The sequence below is a fragment of the Idiomarina seosinensis genome (assembly GCF_003987275.1).
Taxonomy (GTDB): Bacteria; Pseudomonadota; Gammaproteobacteria; order Enterobacterales; family Alteromonadaceae; genus Idiomarina; species Idiomarina seosinensis.
Map to the genome: position 1 here is coordinate 800,366 of NZ_PIQF01000001.1, position 18,775 is coordinate 819,140.

Sequence of the window (18,775 nt, forward strand, 5' to 3'; positions counted from 1 at the left end):
TACACCAAATTAGTCGTCGTTTTTCGCTGCTTTAAAGGCTTCAGCCATTGCGCTGTTCATGCCTGAGCTGTCCTGCTGCTTGTTAACCTGCTCAACCGCTTCTTTCTCTTCCACTTCGTCTTTCGCACGGATAGACAAGCTCAGAGTACGGTTTTTGCGGTCAACGCCCATGAAGCGAGCTTCAATGGTATCGCCAACACTCAGTACAGTTGAAGCGTCTTCTACGCGGTCACGAGAAATATCTGCTGCGCGTACATAACCTTCAACACTGTCAGCCAGTTCTACTTTAGCACCTTTAGCGTCAACTTCGCTGACAGTACCTGTTACAAGAGAACCTTTTTTGTTAGCTGCTAAGTAGTTGTTGAACGGGTCTTCTTCAAGCTGTTTAATGCCCAAAGAGATACGCTCACGCTCAGCGTCAACTTGCATGACTACGGCAGTTACTTCTTCGCCTTTCTTGTAATCACGTACAGCTTCTTCGCCAGTTGCGTTCCAGCTGATGTCTGACAAGTGAACCAAACCGTCAATACCGCCATCTAGACCGATGAAGATACCGAAGTCAGTGATTGACTTAATCTTACCGCTAACTTGCTCGCCCTTGTTGTGGTTCTTAGCGAACTCTTCCCAAGGGTTAGGCTTGCACTGTTTCAGGCCAAGTGAAATACGACGACGTTCTTCGTCAATTTCAAGTACCATAACCTCAACAGAGTCATCCAGGTTAACCACTTTAGATGGGTGAACGTTTTTGTTTGTCCAGTCCATCTCAGACACGTGTACTAAGCCTTCAACACCTTCTTCGATTTCTACGAAGCAGCCGTAATCAGTCAGGTTCGTAACACGACCGGTCAGGCGGGTGCCTTCAGGATAACGATTAGCGATATCTGCCCATGGATCTTCACCCAATTGCTTAAGACCCAGTGATACGCGCGTGCGCTCACGGTCGAACTTAAGTACTTTGACAGTAATTTCATCGCCAACGTTAACGATTTCACTTGGGTGCTTAACGCGTTTCCAAGCCATATCAGTGATGTGCAACAAACCGTCAACACCACCAAGATCAACGAATGCACCATAGTCAGTAAGGTTCTTAACGATACCTTGTACTTCCTGACCTTCTTGCAAGTTTTCAAGCAGCTCTTCACGCTCTGCACTGTTCTCTTTTTCGATAACAGCACGGCGAGAAACCACAACGTTGTTGCGCTTCTGATCAAGCTTGATAACTTTAAATTCAAGATCTTTGTTTTCCAGGTGAGCAGTTTCACGTACTGGACGTACGTCAACCAATGAACCTGGCAAGAATGCGCGAACGCCGCCAAGATCAACGGTAAAGCCACCTTTAACTTTACCAGAAATAATACCGGTAACAGTTGCGTTGTCTTCGTATGCTTTTTCCAGCTGCAGCCAAGCTTCGTAGCGCTTCGCTTTTTCGCGTGAAAGAATCGTTTCACCGAAACCATCTTCTACTGCATCTAGTGCAACGTCGACTTGATCGCCAACACTGATTTCTAGCTCACCTTCAGCATTACGGAATTGTTCGGCTGGGATAGCACTTTCAGATTTAAGGCCTGCGTCTACCAATACCAGATCTTTCTCGATGGCAACGATAGTACCTTTAACGATGGAGCCCGGGCGAGTTTCGACTTCTTTCAGGCTTTCTTCAAACAGCTGTGCAAAATTTTCTGACATATTAAATAACTTCGCTTTTAGATGACGTCCACTGAACTTCCTGTACAGCGGGGTTATGAATAAAGTCTGCGTGTTTCCTTACGGCAGACACCTAAATAACTCAACAAGCCTAATTGCTTGTGAGTTAGCTAGTCTTGAGACAATTTGCTATGCGCAAACGTCAGAATCTGTTCCAGTACCTGCTCTACGCTTAACTCGGTTGAGTCTAAATATAATGCATCGTCAGCAGGTTTTAACGGCGCTACAGGGCGATTAGTATCGCGATCGTCGCGCTCTTTAATTTCGGTTATTAATTGGTCAATATTAGCATCAAAGCCTTTCTCTAGCAATTGCTTGTAGCGACGCTCTGCCCTTTCCTCTGCAGATGCGGTTAAAAACACCTTGGCATCCGCATCGGTAAATACTACCGTGCCCATGTCACGGCCATCAGCTACCAATCCGGGTAACTCTTTAAAGGCACGTTGCCGTCTTAGAAGTGCTTCGCGTACCCGCGGCAGCGCGGCTATTTTTGAGGCCATATTACCGACTTTCTCAGTACGGATAGTAAGAGTGACGTCTTCGCCTTCAAGGATGATATGGGTTAATGCCTCTTCCTTATCGGCTTCGAACTTCACATCCAGATCGGAGGCCAGCGCTGCCAGACTCTGTTCATCGTCGACGGTGAAGTCATGGTGCAATGCCGCTAATGCTAAAACTCGATAAATCGCACCGCTATCAAGCAAGTGCCAGTCTAGCTTTTCTGCTAAAAGGCGGCTAACGGTTCCTTTTCCTGAGCCACTCGGGCCATCGATCGTGATAACCGGTATTTGCGTTGCCATAAAATCCTCTATTTGCCCTGCCTATCGCAGTTATTAGCGGCGCAATTATACGCATTTGGTATTTTTTTGCACCCTTTACCAAGAAACCTTTATCAACAATTACAAAGCCGAGCAAACTCGGTAAAAAATTGCGGGTAAGTTTTTGCGCAACATTGGGGATCATTTATGGTTACACCAACTGGAGAAAAAGCAGCTAGTGCCATACACATGGCAATCCGGTGGTCATCATAGGTATCCACTATTGCATGCTGCCATTGCGCTGGCGGCTCAATAACAAGAAAGTCCTCACCCTCTTCTACCTTGGCTCCGGTTTTGCGTAACTCCGTAGCTAATGCACGCAATCGATCGGTCTCTTTAACTCGCCAATTAGCCACGTTCCGAATGATAGTACGGCCCTTAGCAAACAAGGCCAGTGGCGCTAGAGTCATAGCAGCGTCAGGAATTTGATTACCATCAAAGTCGATGCCTTTTAACGGACCATCAGACATCACCTTAATAGCGTTTTGCTGAAACTCTACCGTAGCTCCCATCGCCTTGATCACCTCGGCAAAAGCTACATCGCCCTGGATCGAGTCTTCACCGACACCATGAATGGTAATGGGTCCGCCAGTTATAGCGGCAGCGGCCATCCAGTAGCTGGCACCGCTGGCATCGCCTTCCACATAGTAGTCTTGCGGCGGTTGCAGTTGTTGGTTACCGGGAATAGTAAATTTGCTGGCCGATAGTGGCTCTATGCTAATTCCAAATTCAGCAAGCATCGCCAGCGTTAAATCAATATAAGGCCTTGAGACGATGTCGCCGGTTAAGTTCAGCGTAGAGTCGCGCTTCAATAACGGTAAAGCCATTAGCAATGCACTAATAAACTGGCTGGAAACACTGCCATCAATAGCGAAGTCTCCAGCTTGCAAACCAGGCCCAATACTCAACGGCGGATAACCCGGTTGCTCACGATAATGGATGTTAGCTTGCTGTTGTTGCAGACTGTCGACCAGGTGTTTTACCGGACGCTCTCGCATCCGTTGGTCACCATCTAAAATGATTGAGTGCTCAGTCAATGTTGCGGAAAGAACGGCTATTAAAGGGCGCATTGCCGTTCCTGCATTGCCCAGTGACAGTCGTTCAGGAATGGATTCCCAGCTACCACCGCAGCCAAACACTTGCAGCGTCGTAGTGTCCTCTTCGATAACCTTAACACCCAACGCGGCTAACGCCTCCAACATGCGCGCAGTATCATCACTGCGCAGCAGGTTGTGTAAAATGACTGGACGTGGGCTGATTGCCGCAAGCAACAGAGCTCTATTAGCTATACTTTTAGAACCCGGTAAGGTGACATCACCAATACAGGACGGACGAGAATTCAGAGTAATACTTTCTGTACGGCGACTCACTAATCTTCTCTCTGCTACCCAATTTTTAACATGGCATCAATAAAGGCCTGGTTTTCTTCTTTTAAGCCAATACTAACGCGTAAATGATTGGGTAATTGGTAACCACCGACAGGCCGCACAATAATCCCTTCGTGCAACAGTTTTTCATAAATATCCATCGCCTTCGGACCAAACTCTATGGTTAGGAAATTACCGTACGATGGGATATAATCGTAGCCCTGCTGCTGGCAAAACTCGACCAATTGTTTCATACCCTGTTGATTGACCTGAACCGCCTGCTGCAGATAGTCATGGTCGTCTAATACCACCTCTGCTGCCTTCAGCGATAAAGCATTGACGTTAAACGGCTGACGAATGCGATTCATAAGGTCAGCTATTTCTGTACTACTGACTGCATACCCAGCACGAAGTCCTGCTAAACCGTAGGCTTTAGAAAAGGTGCGTGAAACCACCAAATTAGGATAATGCTGCAGCCAGTCAATAGACGGTGCGCGTTCTGGCTCGGGTACATATTCGTAATAAGCCTCATCAAGCACGACAATCACATGCGGAGGTACTTTATCTAAGAAATCTTTTATCTGTTCAGTGGTCAAAAAAGTGCCGGTTGGATTATTGGGGTTAGCCACAAAAATCATTTTAGTTTTATCAGTAACGGCTGCGGCCATTGCCTCTAAGTCGTGACCATAATCTTTTGCCGGAACTGCCACCCCTTTGGCCCCAATTGCCTGAGTAACTAATGGGTAAACAACAAAGGCGTGCTGGGAGAATATAACCTCTTCTTCGGCACTCACAAAAGTACGAGCGAGAATCTCTAATACATCGTTAGAGCCGTTGCCCAGGGTAATCTGCTGTGGTTCAACCCGGTGCAGTTCAGCCAGCTTACTTTTTAGATAAAAACCGTTGGCATCGGGATACCGAATTAAATTACTGAGTTCTGCCTGTAACGCAGTACGCACCTTCTCACTCAAACCTAAAGGGTTTTCATTAGAAGCAAGCTTAACTACATGGGATAATCCCAGTTCCCGTTGCAATTCATCCATTGGTTTACCGGCTTGATAGGGTTGTAATTTTTTAACCCCAGAGTTTGCCGCCGCTGTTGCATCAAAAGCTGCCATAGTCACTACCTATTCTTGTTGTTTTTATATGGGTTTTGTCTTTTATAGTTTGCGCTGAAATTGATCCATAAAGTCTATCAGGGTTTGAACGCCCGCTATTGGCATAGCGTTGTAGAGACTGGCTCGCATACCACCGACAAACCGGTGGCCTTTTAAGCCAATCAGGCCAGCCGCTGCTGCTTCCTGTAAGAACTTTTGGTCTAAACTATCGTCTGCTAATTGGAATGGAACATTCATTATCGACCGATAATCAGGATGTACTTCATTGCGATAGAACTCTGATTGATCGACGTAATCGTAAAGCAGCTGGGCCTTTTGCTGATTAAGCTGACCGATTCCTGCAAGCCCACCCTGACGTTTTAACCATTGGAACACCAGACCTGACAAATACCAGGCAAAGGTATTCGGCGTGTTGTACATAGAACCATCTTTTGCCTGCAGCTGATAATCCATAATTGAACTCAGCTCTGGCTGCGGCTCACCTAACAGATCCTTTTTTACGATCGCAATCGCAAACCCCGACGGACCAATATTTTTCTGCGCACCCGCGTAAATAATACCAAACTTGCTTACATCTAAAGGCTCCGACAGTATATTGGAAGACATATCTGCAACTAAAGGAGCCTCAATTCCCGCGGGTGGTGTATGCAAGGCAATACCATCAACCGTTTCGTTGGTACAATAGTGAAAGTAGGCCGCATTGTCAGACAACTGCCACTGCTCTTGTGGCGCAATCGCCTTGCCCTTACCTGTTTCCAGGCAACCGCCAGCTACATTTACCTTGCTAACGTACTTCGCCGCTTCACGAATGGCATAACCCGACCAGATACCAGTGTCCAGGTAGTCAACCGTAGCGCTCTTTGCAGCGATATTTTGTGGTACCGCAGAAAACTGGCCACGGCCACCACCTTGCAGAAACAAGACCTCGTAATCGTCCGTGATATTCAATAAGTCACGTAAGTCTTGCTCGGCCTGACGCGCCATTTTCACGTATGCCGGATCTCGATGCGAAAATTCCATCACCGAGACACCGGTATTATTCCAATTCAAAAGTTCTTCCCGCGCCTGCTGCATGACTTCCTTAGGAAGCATCGCCGGGCCGGCAGAAAAGTTGAACAGATCACTCATCGTTATTGCCTTCAGCCTTTTCTTCAGTGTCAGTTGTTTCCGTTGCTTCTGCGTCGATCACTTCATCTTCTTCTTCCATCTCATCGATACGCTGCAAACCAACTACTTTCTCGTCATCGGCCGTTCTAATAAGGCGAACGCCCTGCGTGTTTCGACCGACTACAGAAACTTCATGGACACGAGTTCGAACCAACGTACCTTTGTTACTGATCAGCATGATTTCGTTACCATCGATAACTTCCATCGCGCCAACTACAGGGCCATTACGTTCGCTGACTTTAATTGAGACAACACCTTTAGTTGCACGGCTCTTAGTTGGATACTCACCCACTGGCGTACGCTTACCAAAGCCGTTTTCAGTCACGGTTAGTATTGCCGCTTCCTGTTCTTCGTATTCACGCGGCACAATTAACGAGACCATCTGTTGACCCGGCTCCATGCGAATACCGCGTACACCGGTCGCGGTACGTCCCATAGAACGAACCTGATCCTCTTTAAAGCGCACGACTTTACCGGCATCTGAGAACAACATAATTTCTTGGTTGCCGTCCGTGATATCAACACCAATTAACTCGTCACCTTCATTTAAATTAAGAGCAATGATGCCGCCATTACGTGGGCGTGAGTAATCTGCCAATGGAGTCTTTTTCACCGTACCGTTTTTGGTGGCCATAATGACAAATTTATCATCGGGGTAATCACGCGTTGGCAATATTGCCGTGATCCGTTCATTCGATTCCAGCGGCAATAAATTAACAATCGGTTTACCACGCGACGCCCTGCTAGCCAGCGGTAACTGATATACTTTCATCCAGTAGATACGGCCATGGGTTGAGAAGCAAAGAATCGTGTCGTGTGTGTTTGCCACCCACAAGCGCTCGACGAAATCTTCATCTTTCATCTTAGTCGCAGCTTTTCCCTTACCACCCCGTTTTTGCGCTTCGTATTCAGTTAATGGCTGATATTTAACGTAGCCTTCGTGTGACAGGGTTAACACGACATCTTCTTCGTTAATTAAATCTTCCATGCTGATGTCGTGCGCAGCGGCGGTAATTTCTGTGCGGCGCTGGTCACCAAAGTTATCGCGTACTTCAACCAGTTCATCATGAATAACTTCCATCAAACGTTCTGTTGAACGCAAGATTTTCAGTAGTTCAGCAATCTGATCCAAGATGCCTTTGTATTCTTCCAGGATTTTTTCGTGCTCAAGGCCTGTTAACTTATGTAGACGAAGATCGAGAATCGCCTGCGCCTGTTCTTCGGTCAGGTAATAATGGCCATCGCGAATGCCGTATTCTTCTGGCAAGTGATCAGGTCGCGCTGCATCAACACCGGTGGCTTCTAGCATCGCGCTTACGCCACCCAATTTCCAACTGCGTGAAGTTAATCCTGCTTTTGCCTCTGCTGGCGTTGGCGAGCGCCGAATCAGCTCGATCACTTCATCAATATTGGCCAGCGCAATTGCTAAGCCTTCTAAGGTATGCGCACGTTCACGAGCTTTGCGTAACTCATACACGGACCGCCGGGTAACCACTTCACGACGGTGACGTACAAACGCGTTCAACATATCGTACAGGTTAAATAAGCGAGGCTGGCCCTTATCCAGAGCTACCATGTTTATACCGAACACAACCTGCATTTGAGTGTTCGCATAAAGGTGGTTCAACACCACTTCAGCCACATCACCGCGGCGGATTTCAATCACAATCCGCATGCCGTCTTTATCAGACTCATCACGCAGTCCGCTGATGCCTTCTAGTCGTTTTTCCTTAACCAGTTCAGCGATTTTTTCGATAAGGCGGGCTTTGTTAACCTGATACGGGATCTCCGTAACGATAATACTTTCGCGTCCGCTTTTTTCATCCACTTCGATTTCTGCAGTTGCGCGCAAATGGATACGGCCACGGCCAGTTTTATAGGCTTCAACAATGCCGGAACGACCGGATATACTAGCTGCGGTTGGAAAGTCAGGACCCGGAATGTATTCCATCAATTCATCAATGGTAATGTCCGGATTTTCAATCAGTGCCAGCGTACCATCAACCACTTCAACTAAGTTGTGAGGTGGAATATTGGTCGCCATACCAACGGCAATACCGGAAGAACCGTTAACCAACAGGTTTGGAATCCGCGTTGGTAATACATCGGGGATACGTTCTGTGCCGTCGTAGTTATCGACGAAGTCGACGGTTTCTTTGTCGAGATCGGCTAACAGTTGATGGGCTATTTTTTCCATCCGGATTTCGGTGTAACGCATAGCTGCTGCGGAATCACCATCGACCGAACCGAAGTTACCCTGACCATCGACCAAGGTGTAGCGCAAGGAAAATGGCTGCGCCATCCGTACAATTGTGTCGTAAACTGCTGAATCACCGTGAGGGTGATACTTACCAATAACATCACCGACTACACGAGCCGATTTTTTGTAAGGCTTGTTAAAGTCGTTCCGTAATTCGTTCATCGCAAATAATACGCGCCGATGAACCGGTTTTAAGCCGTCGCGTACATCAGGTAATGCCCGGCCAACGATAACGCTCATAGCGTAATCAAGGTAAGAACTTTTCAGTTCATCCTCAATGTTGACGGGTGACACTTCTCTGGCAAGATCGCTCATATTTCTGTCCCTAAAAGATCCGCTAGTTCGTTTTTATAATGATCTAGACATTGTACCCATACCAACACCATCTCGCACCCTCTTTTTAACAATCGCTGGCTGCGGTATGCTATCGGCCATTATCAGCCTTAAGTTGCCGCTAAGGCGCTAACCTCTTTTGAGTACAAGCTATGAGCAAAAACGAACAATTTTCGAACAATGACAATGTTGATCCCTCTGAAATAGAGAAGTTTTCGGCGTTAGCGTCGCGCTGGTGGGATCCCGAGGGCGAGTTCAAACCGCTGCATAAGATTAACCCGCTGCGGCTGGACTTTATCGAGCAACAAGTGGCAGGCTTATTCGGTAAGCAGGTGGTTGACGTCGGCTGCGGCGGCGGTTTGTTAACGGAGGGTCTGGCTGAGCGAGGCGCTAAAGTAAAAGGTATCGATTTAGCCGAGCAGTCATTAGAAGTTGCGCGGTTACATGCACTGGAGAGCCAGCTTAATATTGATTACGAGTGCATCGCTGCAGAGAATTTCGCCGAGCAACATAGTGGCCAATTTGATGTGGTGACTTGTCTGGAAATGCTCGAGCATGTACCAGACCCGGAGTCGATTGTGCGCGCTTGTGCGAAAATGGTGCGCCCGGGCGGACAGGTTTTCTTTTCTACGTTAAATAGAAATACCAAGTCCTGGTTGCTCGGCATTGTTGCCGCAGAGCATGTCTTGCGCTGGGTACCCAAAGGAACTCATGACCACCAACGATTTATTAAGCCGTCAGAACTACTGTCAATGGCCGATAACGCAGGATTACAAGCAGAAACAATGAATGGCATTGTTTATCACCCGCTTAAAGGCTTCCATCTGCACCCACATGATGTTGATGTTAATTATATTGTTAGCCTGAAAAAATATTAAGGTCACCTTTGTATGAACGCTATCGACAATAAACCGGTTAAGGCAGTGCTGTTTGATCTTGATGGAACCCTATTGGATACGGCCCCCGATTTAGGCGCGGCGCTTAATTATCTCTGCCGTCAGTATCAACAGCCTGAAATCAGCGCCGAAACCTATACACCAATTGCTTCTCACGGTTCCCGCGGTTTGCTGAACCTGGCCTTTGCTGAGCAAATGGCAGTTGCCGATGGCGCTCAAGCCAAACACCTAAGAGAACAATTTCTCAGCTACTATAACGACAATATCGCGCATGCTACTCAGCCTTTTAAAGGTGTTGCCGAGTTGCTGCAAGCGCTAAAAGAAGCCACCGTTGAAGTCGCCATTGTGACTAATAAGCCGGAGCTACTTACTACCAGGCTATTGCCTTATTTTAGAGACTTGCATGCCATTAGCGTGGTTGTATCAGGTGATACCCTGGACGTTTCTAAGCCTCACCCTGAACCGCTACTGCATGCGGCACAGCAATTAGGCGTTGCTGCTGACTGTTGTGTTTATGTGGGCGACGCCGAACGTGACATAGAAGCCGGCAGGAATGCCGGCATGGTAACCGTGCTTGCCGGTTACGGTTACATCAGTGATCAGGACCAGCCCCAACGTTGGGGTGCAGACTACACGATTGAAACACCCCTGGAGTTATTAAAGATACTCTCAATTGATGATTTAGGCCGCGACTCCAGCGCTATAGAATGAGTAATACTAAAAATAAAAAATAAAAGACAAAAATATTATATGCCGGTTAGTTAATCGCAAACGCAAGCCGCTAAAGCGTTGCGTCAAATCCGGCAAATTTGCAACCGCTATTTCTTAGATTTTTCATCTAATTTGACTTGATCACTGACGGCGTTACTTCTAGCATACTGGTAAATCAAAGACCCCTAGATATTGTGTTGATTTTCTAATTAGAAGGTTTTTTACACAATATCTTGTGGCCACACCAATATAACAAATAGATAAGAGTCGGCGCTAAAATGAACGATCAATTATTCGTTACGAAACGCAGTGGTCAACGTGAACCTCTCAACCTTGATAAAATTCACCGGGTTATTATGTGGGCTGCCGAAGGCCTAAATAATGTTTCTGCCTCGCAGGTCGAAATTAAATCCCATATTCAGTTTTATGACGGTATTAAAACCGAAGATATTCATGAAACTATTATTAAAGCAGCAGCAGATTTGATATCCGAAGAAGCTCCGGATTATCAATATATGGCTGCACGGCTGGCTATTTTCCATTTGCGCAAGCGCGCTTATGGGAAGTTTGAGCCCCCCCGCTTGTACGACCATGTTAAAAAGATGGTGGCGGAACACCGTTATGATGAGCACTTGCTAGACGACTTTAGTGAGCAAGAGTTTGATCAAATGGATGAGATTATCGACCACTGGCGTGACATGGATTTTTCTTATGCAGCGGTCAAGCAGTTAGAAAATAAGTACTTAGTGCAAAACAGAGTGACCGGTGATATTTATGAAAGCGCTCAGTTCTTATACATGCTGGTCGCTGCGTGCTTATTCGGCAATTACCCTAAAGCCACGCGGATGGATTACATCAAGCGTTTTTACGACGCTGTGTCTACTTTTAAGTTATCGCTGCCTACGCCAATTATGTCAGGTGTCCGCACTCCGACACGTCAGTTTTCTTCGTGCGTTCTAATAGAAACAGGTGATAGTTTAGATTCGATTAACGCCACCGCCAGCGCCATTGTAAAATATGTATCACAGCGTGCTGGTATCGGTATTAATGCAGGTCGCATCAGAGCACTGGGTAGCCCAATTCGCAATGGTGAAGCCTTCCATACCGGCTGTATTCCGTTTTATAAGTACTTTCAAACAGCGGTTAAAAGCTGCTCTCAAGGCGGTGTGCGCGGTGGTGCAGCCACCCTCTTCTACCCGCTTTGGCACTTAGAAGTCGAAAATCTATTGGTATTGAAAAATAATCGTGGGGTCGAAGAAAACCGTGTTCGTCACCTCGACTATGGCGTGCAATTTAACCGGACCATGTATCAGCGTCTGATTAAAGACGGTTACATCACTCTGTTTAGTCCATCGGACGTACCTGGCCTATATGACGCGTTCTTTGAAGACCAGGATGAATTCGAGCGTTTATACGTGCAGTATGAGCAAGACGAAAGCATCCGCAAAAAACGCATTAAGGCGATTGAGCTGTTTGGTCTGTTTATGCAAGAACGTGCCAGCACTGGCCGTATTTACGTACAAAACGTCGACCACTGCAACACCCACAGTCCGTTCGATTCTAAGGTTGCTCCTATCCGGCAAAGCAACCTTTGTTTAGAAATAGCTCTACCCACCAAGCCACTCAGTCATGTGAATGACGAGGAAGGCGAGATAGCGTTATGTACTCTGTCTGCCTTTAATTTGGGACAAATCGAGAAACTGGAAGATTTTGAAGAGCTGGCCGATCTAGCCGTGCGAGCATTGGACAGTTTGCTTGATTATCAGGAGTACCCGGTTCCAGCGGCTTATAACGCAACCATGAATCGTCGTACCCTGGGAATTGGGGTGATTAACTTTGCTTATTATCTGGCTAAGCACGGTGTTAAATATTCGGATGGCTCTGCCAACTCCTTGGTGCATAAGACATTCGAGGCAATACAGTTCTATTTAATGAAAGCCTCGATGAACCTGGCCAAAGAAAAAGGTCAGTGTCCTAAGTTCAACGAAACAACCTACTCGCAGGGCATTATGCCAACAGATACTTATAAGAAAGATCTGGACGCATTTTGTAGCGAGCCATTGCACCTTGATTGGGAGCAGTTGCGCAAAGATATCCAACAATATGGCATGCGCAACTCTACACTGTCAGCACTAATGCCGTCAGAAACCTCGTCGCAAATATCTAACGCCACTAACGGCATTGAGCCGCCACGCGGCTTTGTTAGTGTGAAAGCATCAAAAGACGGTGTCACCAAGCAAGTGGTCCCAGACTACGAGAACCTTAAAGATAAGTACGAGTTGCTGTGGCAAATCCCGGATAATAAGGGTTATCTGCAGCTGGTAGGTATCATGCAAAAATTTGTCGACCAGACAATTTCAGCCAATACCAACTACGACCCCGCTAAATTTGAAGGCGGCAAAGTTCCTATGAAGCAATTGCTTCAGGACTTGCTGACTGCCTATAAGATGGGTGTAAAAACACTGTATTACCATAACACCCGTGATGGTGCAGCAGATAATCAGGCGGACATCGGTGAAAACCGGCGTCAAGCGAATAAGCCACAAGCACAAAGCCCGGCTGAAGTTGTTATCGAAGACGATGATGACTGCGCTGGTGGTGCCTGCAAGATTTAATAAGGGAGTTTACCGAGTGTCTTATTCAACCTTTAATCAAGCGCAAATAAACCCGCTGAATGAACCAATGTACTTTGGTAACTCAGTTAACGTGGCGCGCTATGATCAGCAAAAACACAGTATTTTTGAAAAACTGATCGAAAAACAAATCAGTTTCTTCTGGCGCCCTGAAGAAGTGGACGTCAGTCGTGATCGTGTCGACTTTAATAAGTTAACGACCAGTGAAAAGCATGTTTTTATCTCTAATTTGAAATACCAAACATTGCTTGACTCGATCCAGGGGCGTAGCCCGAATATCGCGCTCCTGCCAATAGTCTCCCTGCCAGAGTTAGAAACCTGGATTGAGACTTGGTCATTTTTCGAAACTATTCACTCTCGTTCTTACACTCACATTCTGCGCAATTTATTTAGCGACCCGAGTGAAGTGTTTGAAGACATTGTCATTAACGAACAGATAAAAATGCGAGCCAACGACATCTCGCAATACTATGACAATCTGATCTTCTATACCCAGCTATGGCAAACCCATGGCGAAGGCGAGGTTGAAGTCGACGGTGAAATCTACAATGTCACCATGCGCGAGCTCAAGAAGAAGCTGTTTTTATGCATTAACTCGGTTAATGCGTTAGAAGCAATTCGGTTTTATGTCAGCTTTGCCTGCACTTTCGCATTCGCCGAACGTGAATTAATGGAAGGTAATGCAAAAATCATTCGCTTAATCGCCCGCGACGAAAACGTTCACCTGACGTCGACTCAGCACATGATTAACTTATGGCAATATGGCGAAGATGACCCAGAAATGAAGGAAATTGCTGAAGAGCTTCGCGACGATGCTTATGAGATCTTCATGACTGCGGTCAAGCAGGAAAAACAGTGGGCGCATTACTTATTTAAAGATGGCTCGATGATTGGTCTGAATGAAAGCATGCTCTGCCAATACGTCGAGTACATTGCCAACTTAAGAATGCAAGCCATTGGCTTTGACGCCCCCTTCCCTGAGCAGCGTTCCAACCCACTGCCATGGATGAACAAATATCTTGTTTCCGATAACGTTCAGGTTGCTCCGCAGGAAGCAGAAATTAGCTCCTACTTAGTTGGCCAAATCGACAGTAGCGTCGATGCGTCAGATTTAGGCGACTTTGACCTGTAACGCAAATGACCCAGTCGGTATTTAAGGTGATAGTCAACGGCGAGCACGAGCTTGCCGTTGACGCTTCTGAAGGTACTCTATTAGAAGCACTCGAAGCCCATAAATTAGAGGTTAACTATCACTGCAAAAGCGGTTTTTGCGGTGCATGCCGGTCAACCTTAAAAAGCGGTAGTGTACGCTACCTAACCGATCCTCTGGCGTATATTCGTAAAGGCGACATATTGCCATGCTGTTGTGTTCCAGAATCAGATCTTGAAATTGATCATTAATGCCCAAAAAACTGTATTCACAATATCGATAACCCCTATCGTTTCGATTCATTGTTAATGGGGTCAAAAAAATGGATAATGCTCGTCAGTTTTAGAGATTTCATTCAATTATATTTAGCAGTAAAGAGGATTTACTATGTTTACCGTGATTTTTGGCCGTCCAGGCTGTCCATTTTGTGTCCGCGCCAAAGATGTAGCTGATCAGTTAAAAGCTGATCGCGATGACTTTGACTACCGTTATGTGGATATCCAGGCCGAAGGGATTACTAAAGCAGACTTAGAAAAAACAGTCGGCGCCCCGGTTCACACCGTACCTCAAATCTTCGTCGACGAAACTCATGTTGGTGGCTTTACAGAATTTGAAGCCTACGCAAAAGAACATTTAGGCTTGTACGCGGCGTAATTGATACCGTTCAAGCAGTGAAGCCGAGGACCACTCTCGATTTGTCTAACATCGTAATAGTCCTCGGCTTTTTGGTTTAAAGTTCCGCCATCGCATTGCGGACACGTTTTTCGGAAACCGGGTATTTAGTGCCAAGCGTTTGCGCGAAGAACGATACGCGTAGCTCCTGTAACATCCAGTAAACTTCTTTGACCTCTTCTGGTACTACTTTCGGATATTTTCTCTGTAGCTTTTTGTAATCTTGCTCCAGACTATCCAGGCTAATTGTCAGTAACCGGTCCTTATTCGGATCCACCGGTAATTTCTCCAGCCGTTTTAGCAGCGCCATTAAATAGCGTTCCACATCAGTCAGCCGCGATGCCCCTAACTGACTAACAAAACCTTTAAAGACTAATTCATCCAGTTGTTTCTGAACGTCTCCCCGAGACTGAATTTGATCGAGTGGGATTTTTCCCTTTAACTGTTTGCGAATCTTTTGATTTAGCAGTAAACAGCGTTCAACTAAGCTGGCGATCTTTTCAACCCGCGGGTTTAACTCGGCTCTAACCTGCTCTTTGACTTGAAGAAAGCTCTGTTGATCACGAATATCTCGCCCTTGCTGAATATTTTCCTGAATAATTTCATCAACGGCTGCTGCGATACAGTCTTTTATTAATACATCAACCTTCCCCCACGGATTAAAATACATCGACAGCTTTGCTTTATTAGAAAGTGACTGCTGTAAGTATTTAACCGGTGAAGGTACCTGTTTAAGCAACAACTCGCGCACACCCAGCTGATGTTGCTGTTGCGCCTCCTCAGGACTGTCGTACATTTGTATCGACAATTTACCCTCAGCAGGTGTTAATGCCGGATATGCTTTTATTTCAAAACCATGCTGCTTTTCACTAACAACCTTGGGTAATTGCTCAAAGTCCCAGTCTTCGACATCGCTACGTTTAACGTCTTCGCCGGCTGACTTATCCAGACGTTTTTGCACCCGGCCGGCAAGCTGATCTTTTAGTAGTGGCAAGTCGCGCCCCTCACGGATCAATTTCTTTCCATCGAAAATCTTAAAATTCATTCGTAGATGAAGCGGAACAGCCTCTTCATTCCAGTGCTCAGGTTCGACCCTGACACCGCTCATACGGCGTAGCTTGTCACTCATCGCTTCCTTCAGGCTACCCTCCATTGGCTCGATATCAGCTACTACCGCGCCAGCGTAGTTTGGTGCCGGGACAAAGTTACGCCGTATTGGCTTAGGTAGCGACTTTATTAGCGCAGCGATACGCTCCTCGCGTAAAGCGGGAATATGCCAGTCAAATCCGTCTTCGCTGACCTGATTAAGGATAGCTAACTGAATATTAACGCTAACACCATCGTCCTCGGCATTAGGCTCAAAGTTATAGGTGAGCGGTAAGCGCAGGTTCCCCTGACGCCAGAATTCAGGGTATTCCTGTTCGGTAATATGCGAGGTATCTCCACCAATTAAATCGTCACGCTCAAAAAATAACAATTTTGGCTGCTGCTTGCTGGCTTTATGCCACCAGCCCGCTAACAACTTCTCGGTAAAAATACCTTGTGGAATTGAGCGGTCGTAGGCATCAAATAACTCTTGTTCGTCCACAAGAATGTCGCGCCGCCGCGATTTAGCTTCAAGCTCCTGCACACTCTCGATTAACTGTAGGTTATGCTTAATAAACGGCAGCTGACGTTTTATTTGGCCCTGCACTAATGCCTCACGGATAAAGAGCTCACGCGCTTTTACTGGTGCTACCGGACCATACTGTACCCGTCGCCTGCCGACTAGAATAAGCCCCAATAGCGTGACTTGCTGATCGGCAACAACACTACCTTGTTTGGCTTCATAATGCGGCTCTAAGTACTGATGTTTTACCAGGTGGCTTGCAGCTTGCTCAATCCATTCGGGCTCCACTGCTGCATTTACTCGTGCGAATAATTTGGAAGTCTCAACCAATTCAGCGCTGACGACCCACTTGGGTGGTTTACCAAACAGATGAGACCCTGGAAAAATATGAAACCGGGTCTGCCGAGTTCCCTGATATTCATGTTTTTGATCTTTTATACCAACCTGCGAAATCAAACCACTGATCACAGCCCGGTGAATTTGTTCAAAAGTTGCCGGCTCTTCATTAATTCGTAGCCCCATTTCGCGGATGGCCTGCCGACTTTGAGTGTAAATATCCTGCCATTCACGAATACGCATAAAATGCAGAAACTCACGCGCTAATTGTTTCCGGAACTGATTACCGGTCAGGGATTTTTGCTTCTCCGTTAGATAGTTCCAGAGGTTCAGATAGGCATTAAAATCCGACGTTTTATCTTCAAAGCGCTGGTGCCATTGGTCTGCTTTTTGTTTCGCTTCGTGCGGACGTTCACGTGGGTCCTGAATACTTAAAGCTGCAGTGATAACCAACATTTCACGAACACAGCCGTATTGCTGCCCGGCCAGAACCATCCGGGCTAACCGAGGATCCAGCGGTAACTTTGACAGCTGTCTGCCTATTTCTGTCAATTTGGGTTGATGCTGTTTACGACCGGCTTCAATCGCGTGTATTTCTTCCAGTAAATTAAGTCCATCTTTAACGAACCGCTCATCGGGCTTTTGTACAAACGGGAATTCACGGATATCGCCTAATTTTAGCGCTGACATTTGTAAAATAACGGCAGCCAGATTGGTTCTTAAAATTTCGGGGTCTGTATATTCTGGACGCGAGATAAAATCTTCTTCGCTGTATAAGCGAATACAAATACCCGGACCAATACGGCCACAACGGCCTTTCCGTTGATTAGCGCTAGCTTGTGAAATCGCTTCAATCGGTAAGCGCTGAACTTTAGTTCGATATGAGTAGCGGCTAATACGAACCGTTCCCGGATCGACCACATAACGAATACCGGGCACCGTCAGCGAGGTTTCCGCCACATTGGTTGCGATAACGACACGCCGATTGGAATGTGTCTGAAACACTCTGTTTTGTTCATGCGACGACAGCCGGGCGTATAACGGCAATACTTCCGTATCTCGCAGCTGCAATTCATTAATGGCTTCCGCGTAATCTCTTATCTCGCGTTCACCACTGGCAAAAACTAGAATATCGCCGGGACCTTCTGCCTGCAATTCCTGCACAGCGTCTAGCAAACCCTGCAATACATCTGTCTCCGAGGCTTTACCGTCAGTGGGCGGTCGATAGCGCACATCGACTGGATAGGTTCGGCCACTGACTGTCAGTACCGGTGCATCATTAAAATGACTGGAAAAGCGTTCGGTTTCGATTGTTGCTGAGGTGATAATGATTTTTAAATCGCGGCGCTTTGGTAATAACTTATGCAGCACACCTAATAAAAAGTCGATGTTTAAACTGCGTTCGTGCGCCTCATCGATAATAATTGCATCGTACTGCAATAATAAGGGGTCATTCTGTAGCTCCGACAGCAACATACCGTCGGTCATGAGCTTAATAGCTGTGGTTTCGGCGGTTTTATCCTGAAAGCGAATTTTATAGCCGACTTGTCGTTGTTGACTGTCCTTAAGTTCTTCCGCAATCCTTGCCGCCACACTGCGCGCGGCTAGCCGTCTTGGCTGAGTATGGCCAACGGTTCCGCGCCGCCCGTAACCCATTTCTAACAACATCTTAGGCAACTGAGTGGTTTTACCGGAGCCTGTTTCGCCGGCCACCACCACTACCTGGTGCTGTTCTATAGCCTGCTTTATTTGCTCTCGTTGCTGCGCCACCGGAAGCTGATCAGGATACTCAATAACGAAGCGCTGCTCCGCTCTGGCGAGGTAGCTGATTTGAGCGTCCTCCAGGTCCTGCTTTATTCGCTGCAGAATTTGTTGTTGTCGCTCAGCTTTTTTAACTTTCCGTAGCCCACGTAAACGACCGCGCAATTGCGCGGCCTGTTGTAACGTACATTGTTCAAGCTCGGCCTGATACTGCTGAATCAGCGCTTGTGGATCCATAAA

13 protein-coding genes are annotated in these 18,775 nt (G+C 46.7%); 6 read left to right on the forward strand and 7 right to left on the reverse strand.

What is annotated here, in order from left to right; genetic code table 11:
* Positions 1 to 9 precede the first annotated feature (9 nt).
* The 6 genes from rpsA to gyrA all read right to left on the reverse strand — a co-directional run bounded on the left by rpsA (position 10) and on the right by gyrA (position 8,749).
* Complete coding sequence (gene rpsA / locus CWI81_RS03880; RefSeq protein ID WP_126783903.1) at positions 10 to 1,686, reverse strand: 30S ribosomal protein S1; 1,677 nt, start codon at positions 1,684 to 1,686, stop codon at positions 10 to 12.
* A gap of 128 nt (positions 1,687 to 1,814) precedes the next feature.
* Positions 1,815 to 2,504: a (d)CMP kinase gene (gene cmk / locus CWI81_RS03885; RefSeq protein WP_126783904.1), complete on the reverse strand. Its 690-nt coding sequence runs from the start codon at positions 2,502 to 2,504 to the stop codon at positions 1,815 to 1,817.
* Positions 2,505 to 2,596: 92 nt separating this feature from the next.
* Positions 2,597 to 3,892 (reverse strand): 3-phosphoshikimate 1-carboxyvinyltransferase, encoded by a 1,296-nt coding sequence (gene aroA, locus CWI81_RS03890; protein ID WP_241970336.1) that lies wholly within the window; start codon positions 3,890 to 3,892, stop codon positions 2,597 to 2,599.
* A gap of 14 nt (positions 3,893 to 3,906) precedes the next feature.
* The gene (gene hisC / locus CWI81_RS03895) at positions 3,907 to 5,007 is read right to left on the reverse strand and encodes a histidinol-phosphate transaminase (protein WP_126783905.1); all 1,101 of its coding nucleotides are present in this window, start codon (positions 5,005 to 5,007) and stop codon (positions 3,907 to 3,909) included.
* 42 nt (positions 5,008 to 5,049) lie between these two features.
* Positions 5,050 to 6,135 carry a 3-phosphoserine/phosphohydroxythreonine transaminase gene (gene serC, locus CWI81_RS03900; RefSeq protein ID WP_126783906.1) on the reverse strand — a complete coding sequence of 362 codons (1,086 nt, stop codon included), beginning with the start codon at positions 6,133 to 6,135 and terminating at the stop codon, positions 5,050 to 5,052.
* Entirely contained in the window at positions 6,128 to 8,749 is a 2,622-nt protein-coding gene (gyrA, locus tag CWI81_RS03905) for a DNA gyrase subunit A (RefSeq protein ID WP_126783907.1), read from the reverse strand. Before gyrA ends, serC begins: the two co-directional genes overlap by 8 nt.
* 170 nt (positions 8,750 to 8,919) lie before the next feature.
* Between gyrA and ubiG the strand changes: the two genes are divergently transcribed.
* The 6 genes from ubiG (at position 8,920) to CWI81_RS03935 (ending at position 14,811) form a co-directional block, all read left to right on the forward strand.
* Positions 8,920 to 9,645: a bifunctional 2-polyprenyl-6-hydroxyphenol methylase/3-demethylubiquinol 3-O-methyltransferase UbiG gene (gene ubiG / locus CWI81_RS03910; RefSeq protein ID WP_126783908.1), complete on the forward strand. Its 726-nt coding sequence runs from the start codon at positions 8,920 to 8,922 to the stop codon at positions 9,643 to 9,645.
* A gap of 12 nt (positions 9,646 to 9,657) precedes the next feature.
* Positions 9,658 to 10,374 carry an HAD family hydrolase gene (locus CWI81_RS03915; RefSeq protein WP_126783909.1) on the forward strand — a complete coding sequence of 239 codons (717 nt, stop codon included), beginning with the start codon at positions 9,658 to 9,660 and terminating at the stop codon, positions 10,372 to 10,374.
* Positions 10,375 to 10,652: 278 nt separating this feature from the next.
* Positions 10,653 to 12,989 carry a class 1a ribonucleoside-diphosphate reductase subunit alpha gene (gene nrdA / locus CWI81_RS03920; RefSeq protein WP_126783910.1) on the forward strand — a complete coding sequence of 779 codons (2,337 nt, stop codon included), beginning with the start codon at positions 10,653 to 10,655 and terminating at the stop codon, positions 12,987 to 12,989.
* Positions 12,990 to 13,005: 16 nt separating this feature from the next.
* Positions 13,006 to 14,139, forward strand: a complete 1,134-nt coding sequence (gene nrdB / locus CWI81_RS03925; RefSeq protein WP_126783911.1) for a class Ia ribonucleoside-diphosphate reductase subunit beta — start codon at positions 13,006 to 13,008, stop codon at positions 14,137 to 14,139.
* A gap of 5 nt (positions 14,140 to 14,144) precedes the next feature.
* Positions 14,145 to 14,408 (forward strand): class I ribonucleotide reductase maintenance protein YfaE, encoded by a 264-nt coding sequence (gene yfaE / locus CWI81_RS03930; RefSeq protein ID WP_126783912.1) that lies wholly within the window; start codon positions 14,145 to 14,147, stop codon positions 14,406 to 14,408.
* 136 nt (positions 14,409 to 14,544) lie between these two features.
* Positions 14,545 to 14,811, forward strand: a complete 267-nt coding sequence (locus tag CWI81_RS03935; protein WP_126783913.1) for a GrxA family glutaredoxin — start codon at positions 14,545 to 14,547, stop codon at positions 14,809 to 14,811.
* Positions 14,812 to 14,887: 76 nt separating this feature from the next.
* Here the strand turns inward: CWI81_RS03935 and hrpA are convergent, their stop codons facing one another.
* Positions 14,888 to 18,772, reverse strand: a complete 3,885-nt coding sequence (gene hrpA / locus CWI81_RS03940) for an ATP-dependent RNA helicase HrpA (protein WP_126783914.1) — start codon at positions 18,770 to 18,772, stop codon at positions 14,888 to 14,890.
* Positions 18,773 to 18,775 lie beyond the last annotated feature (3 nt).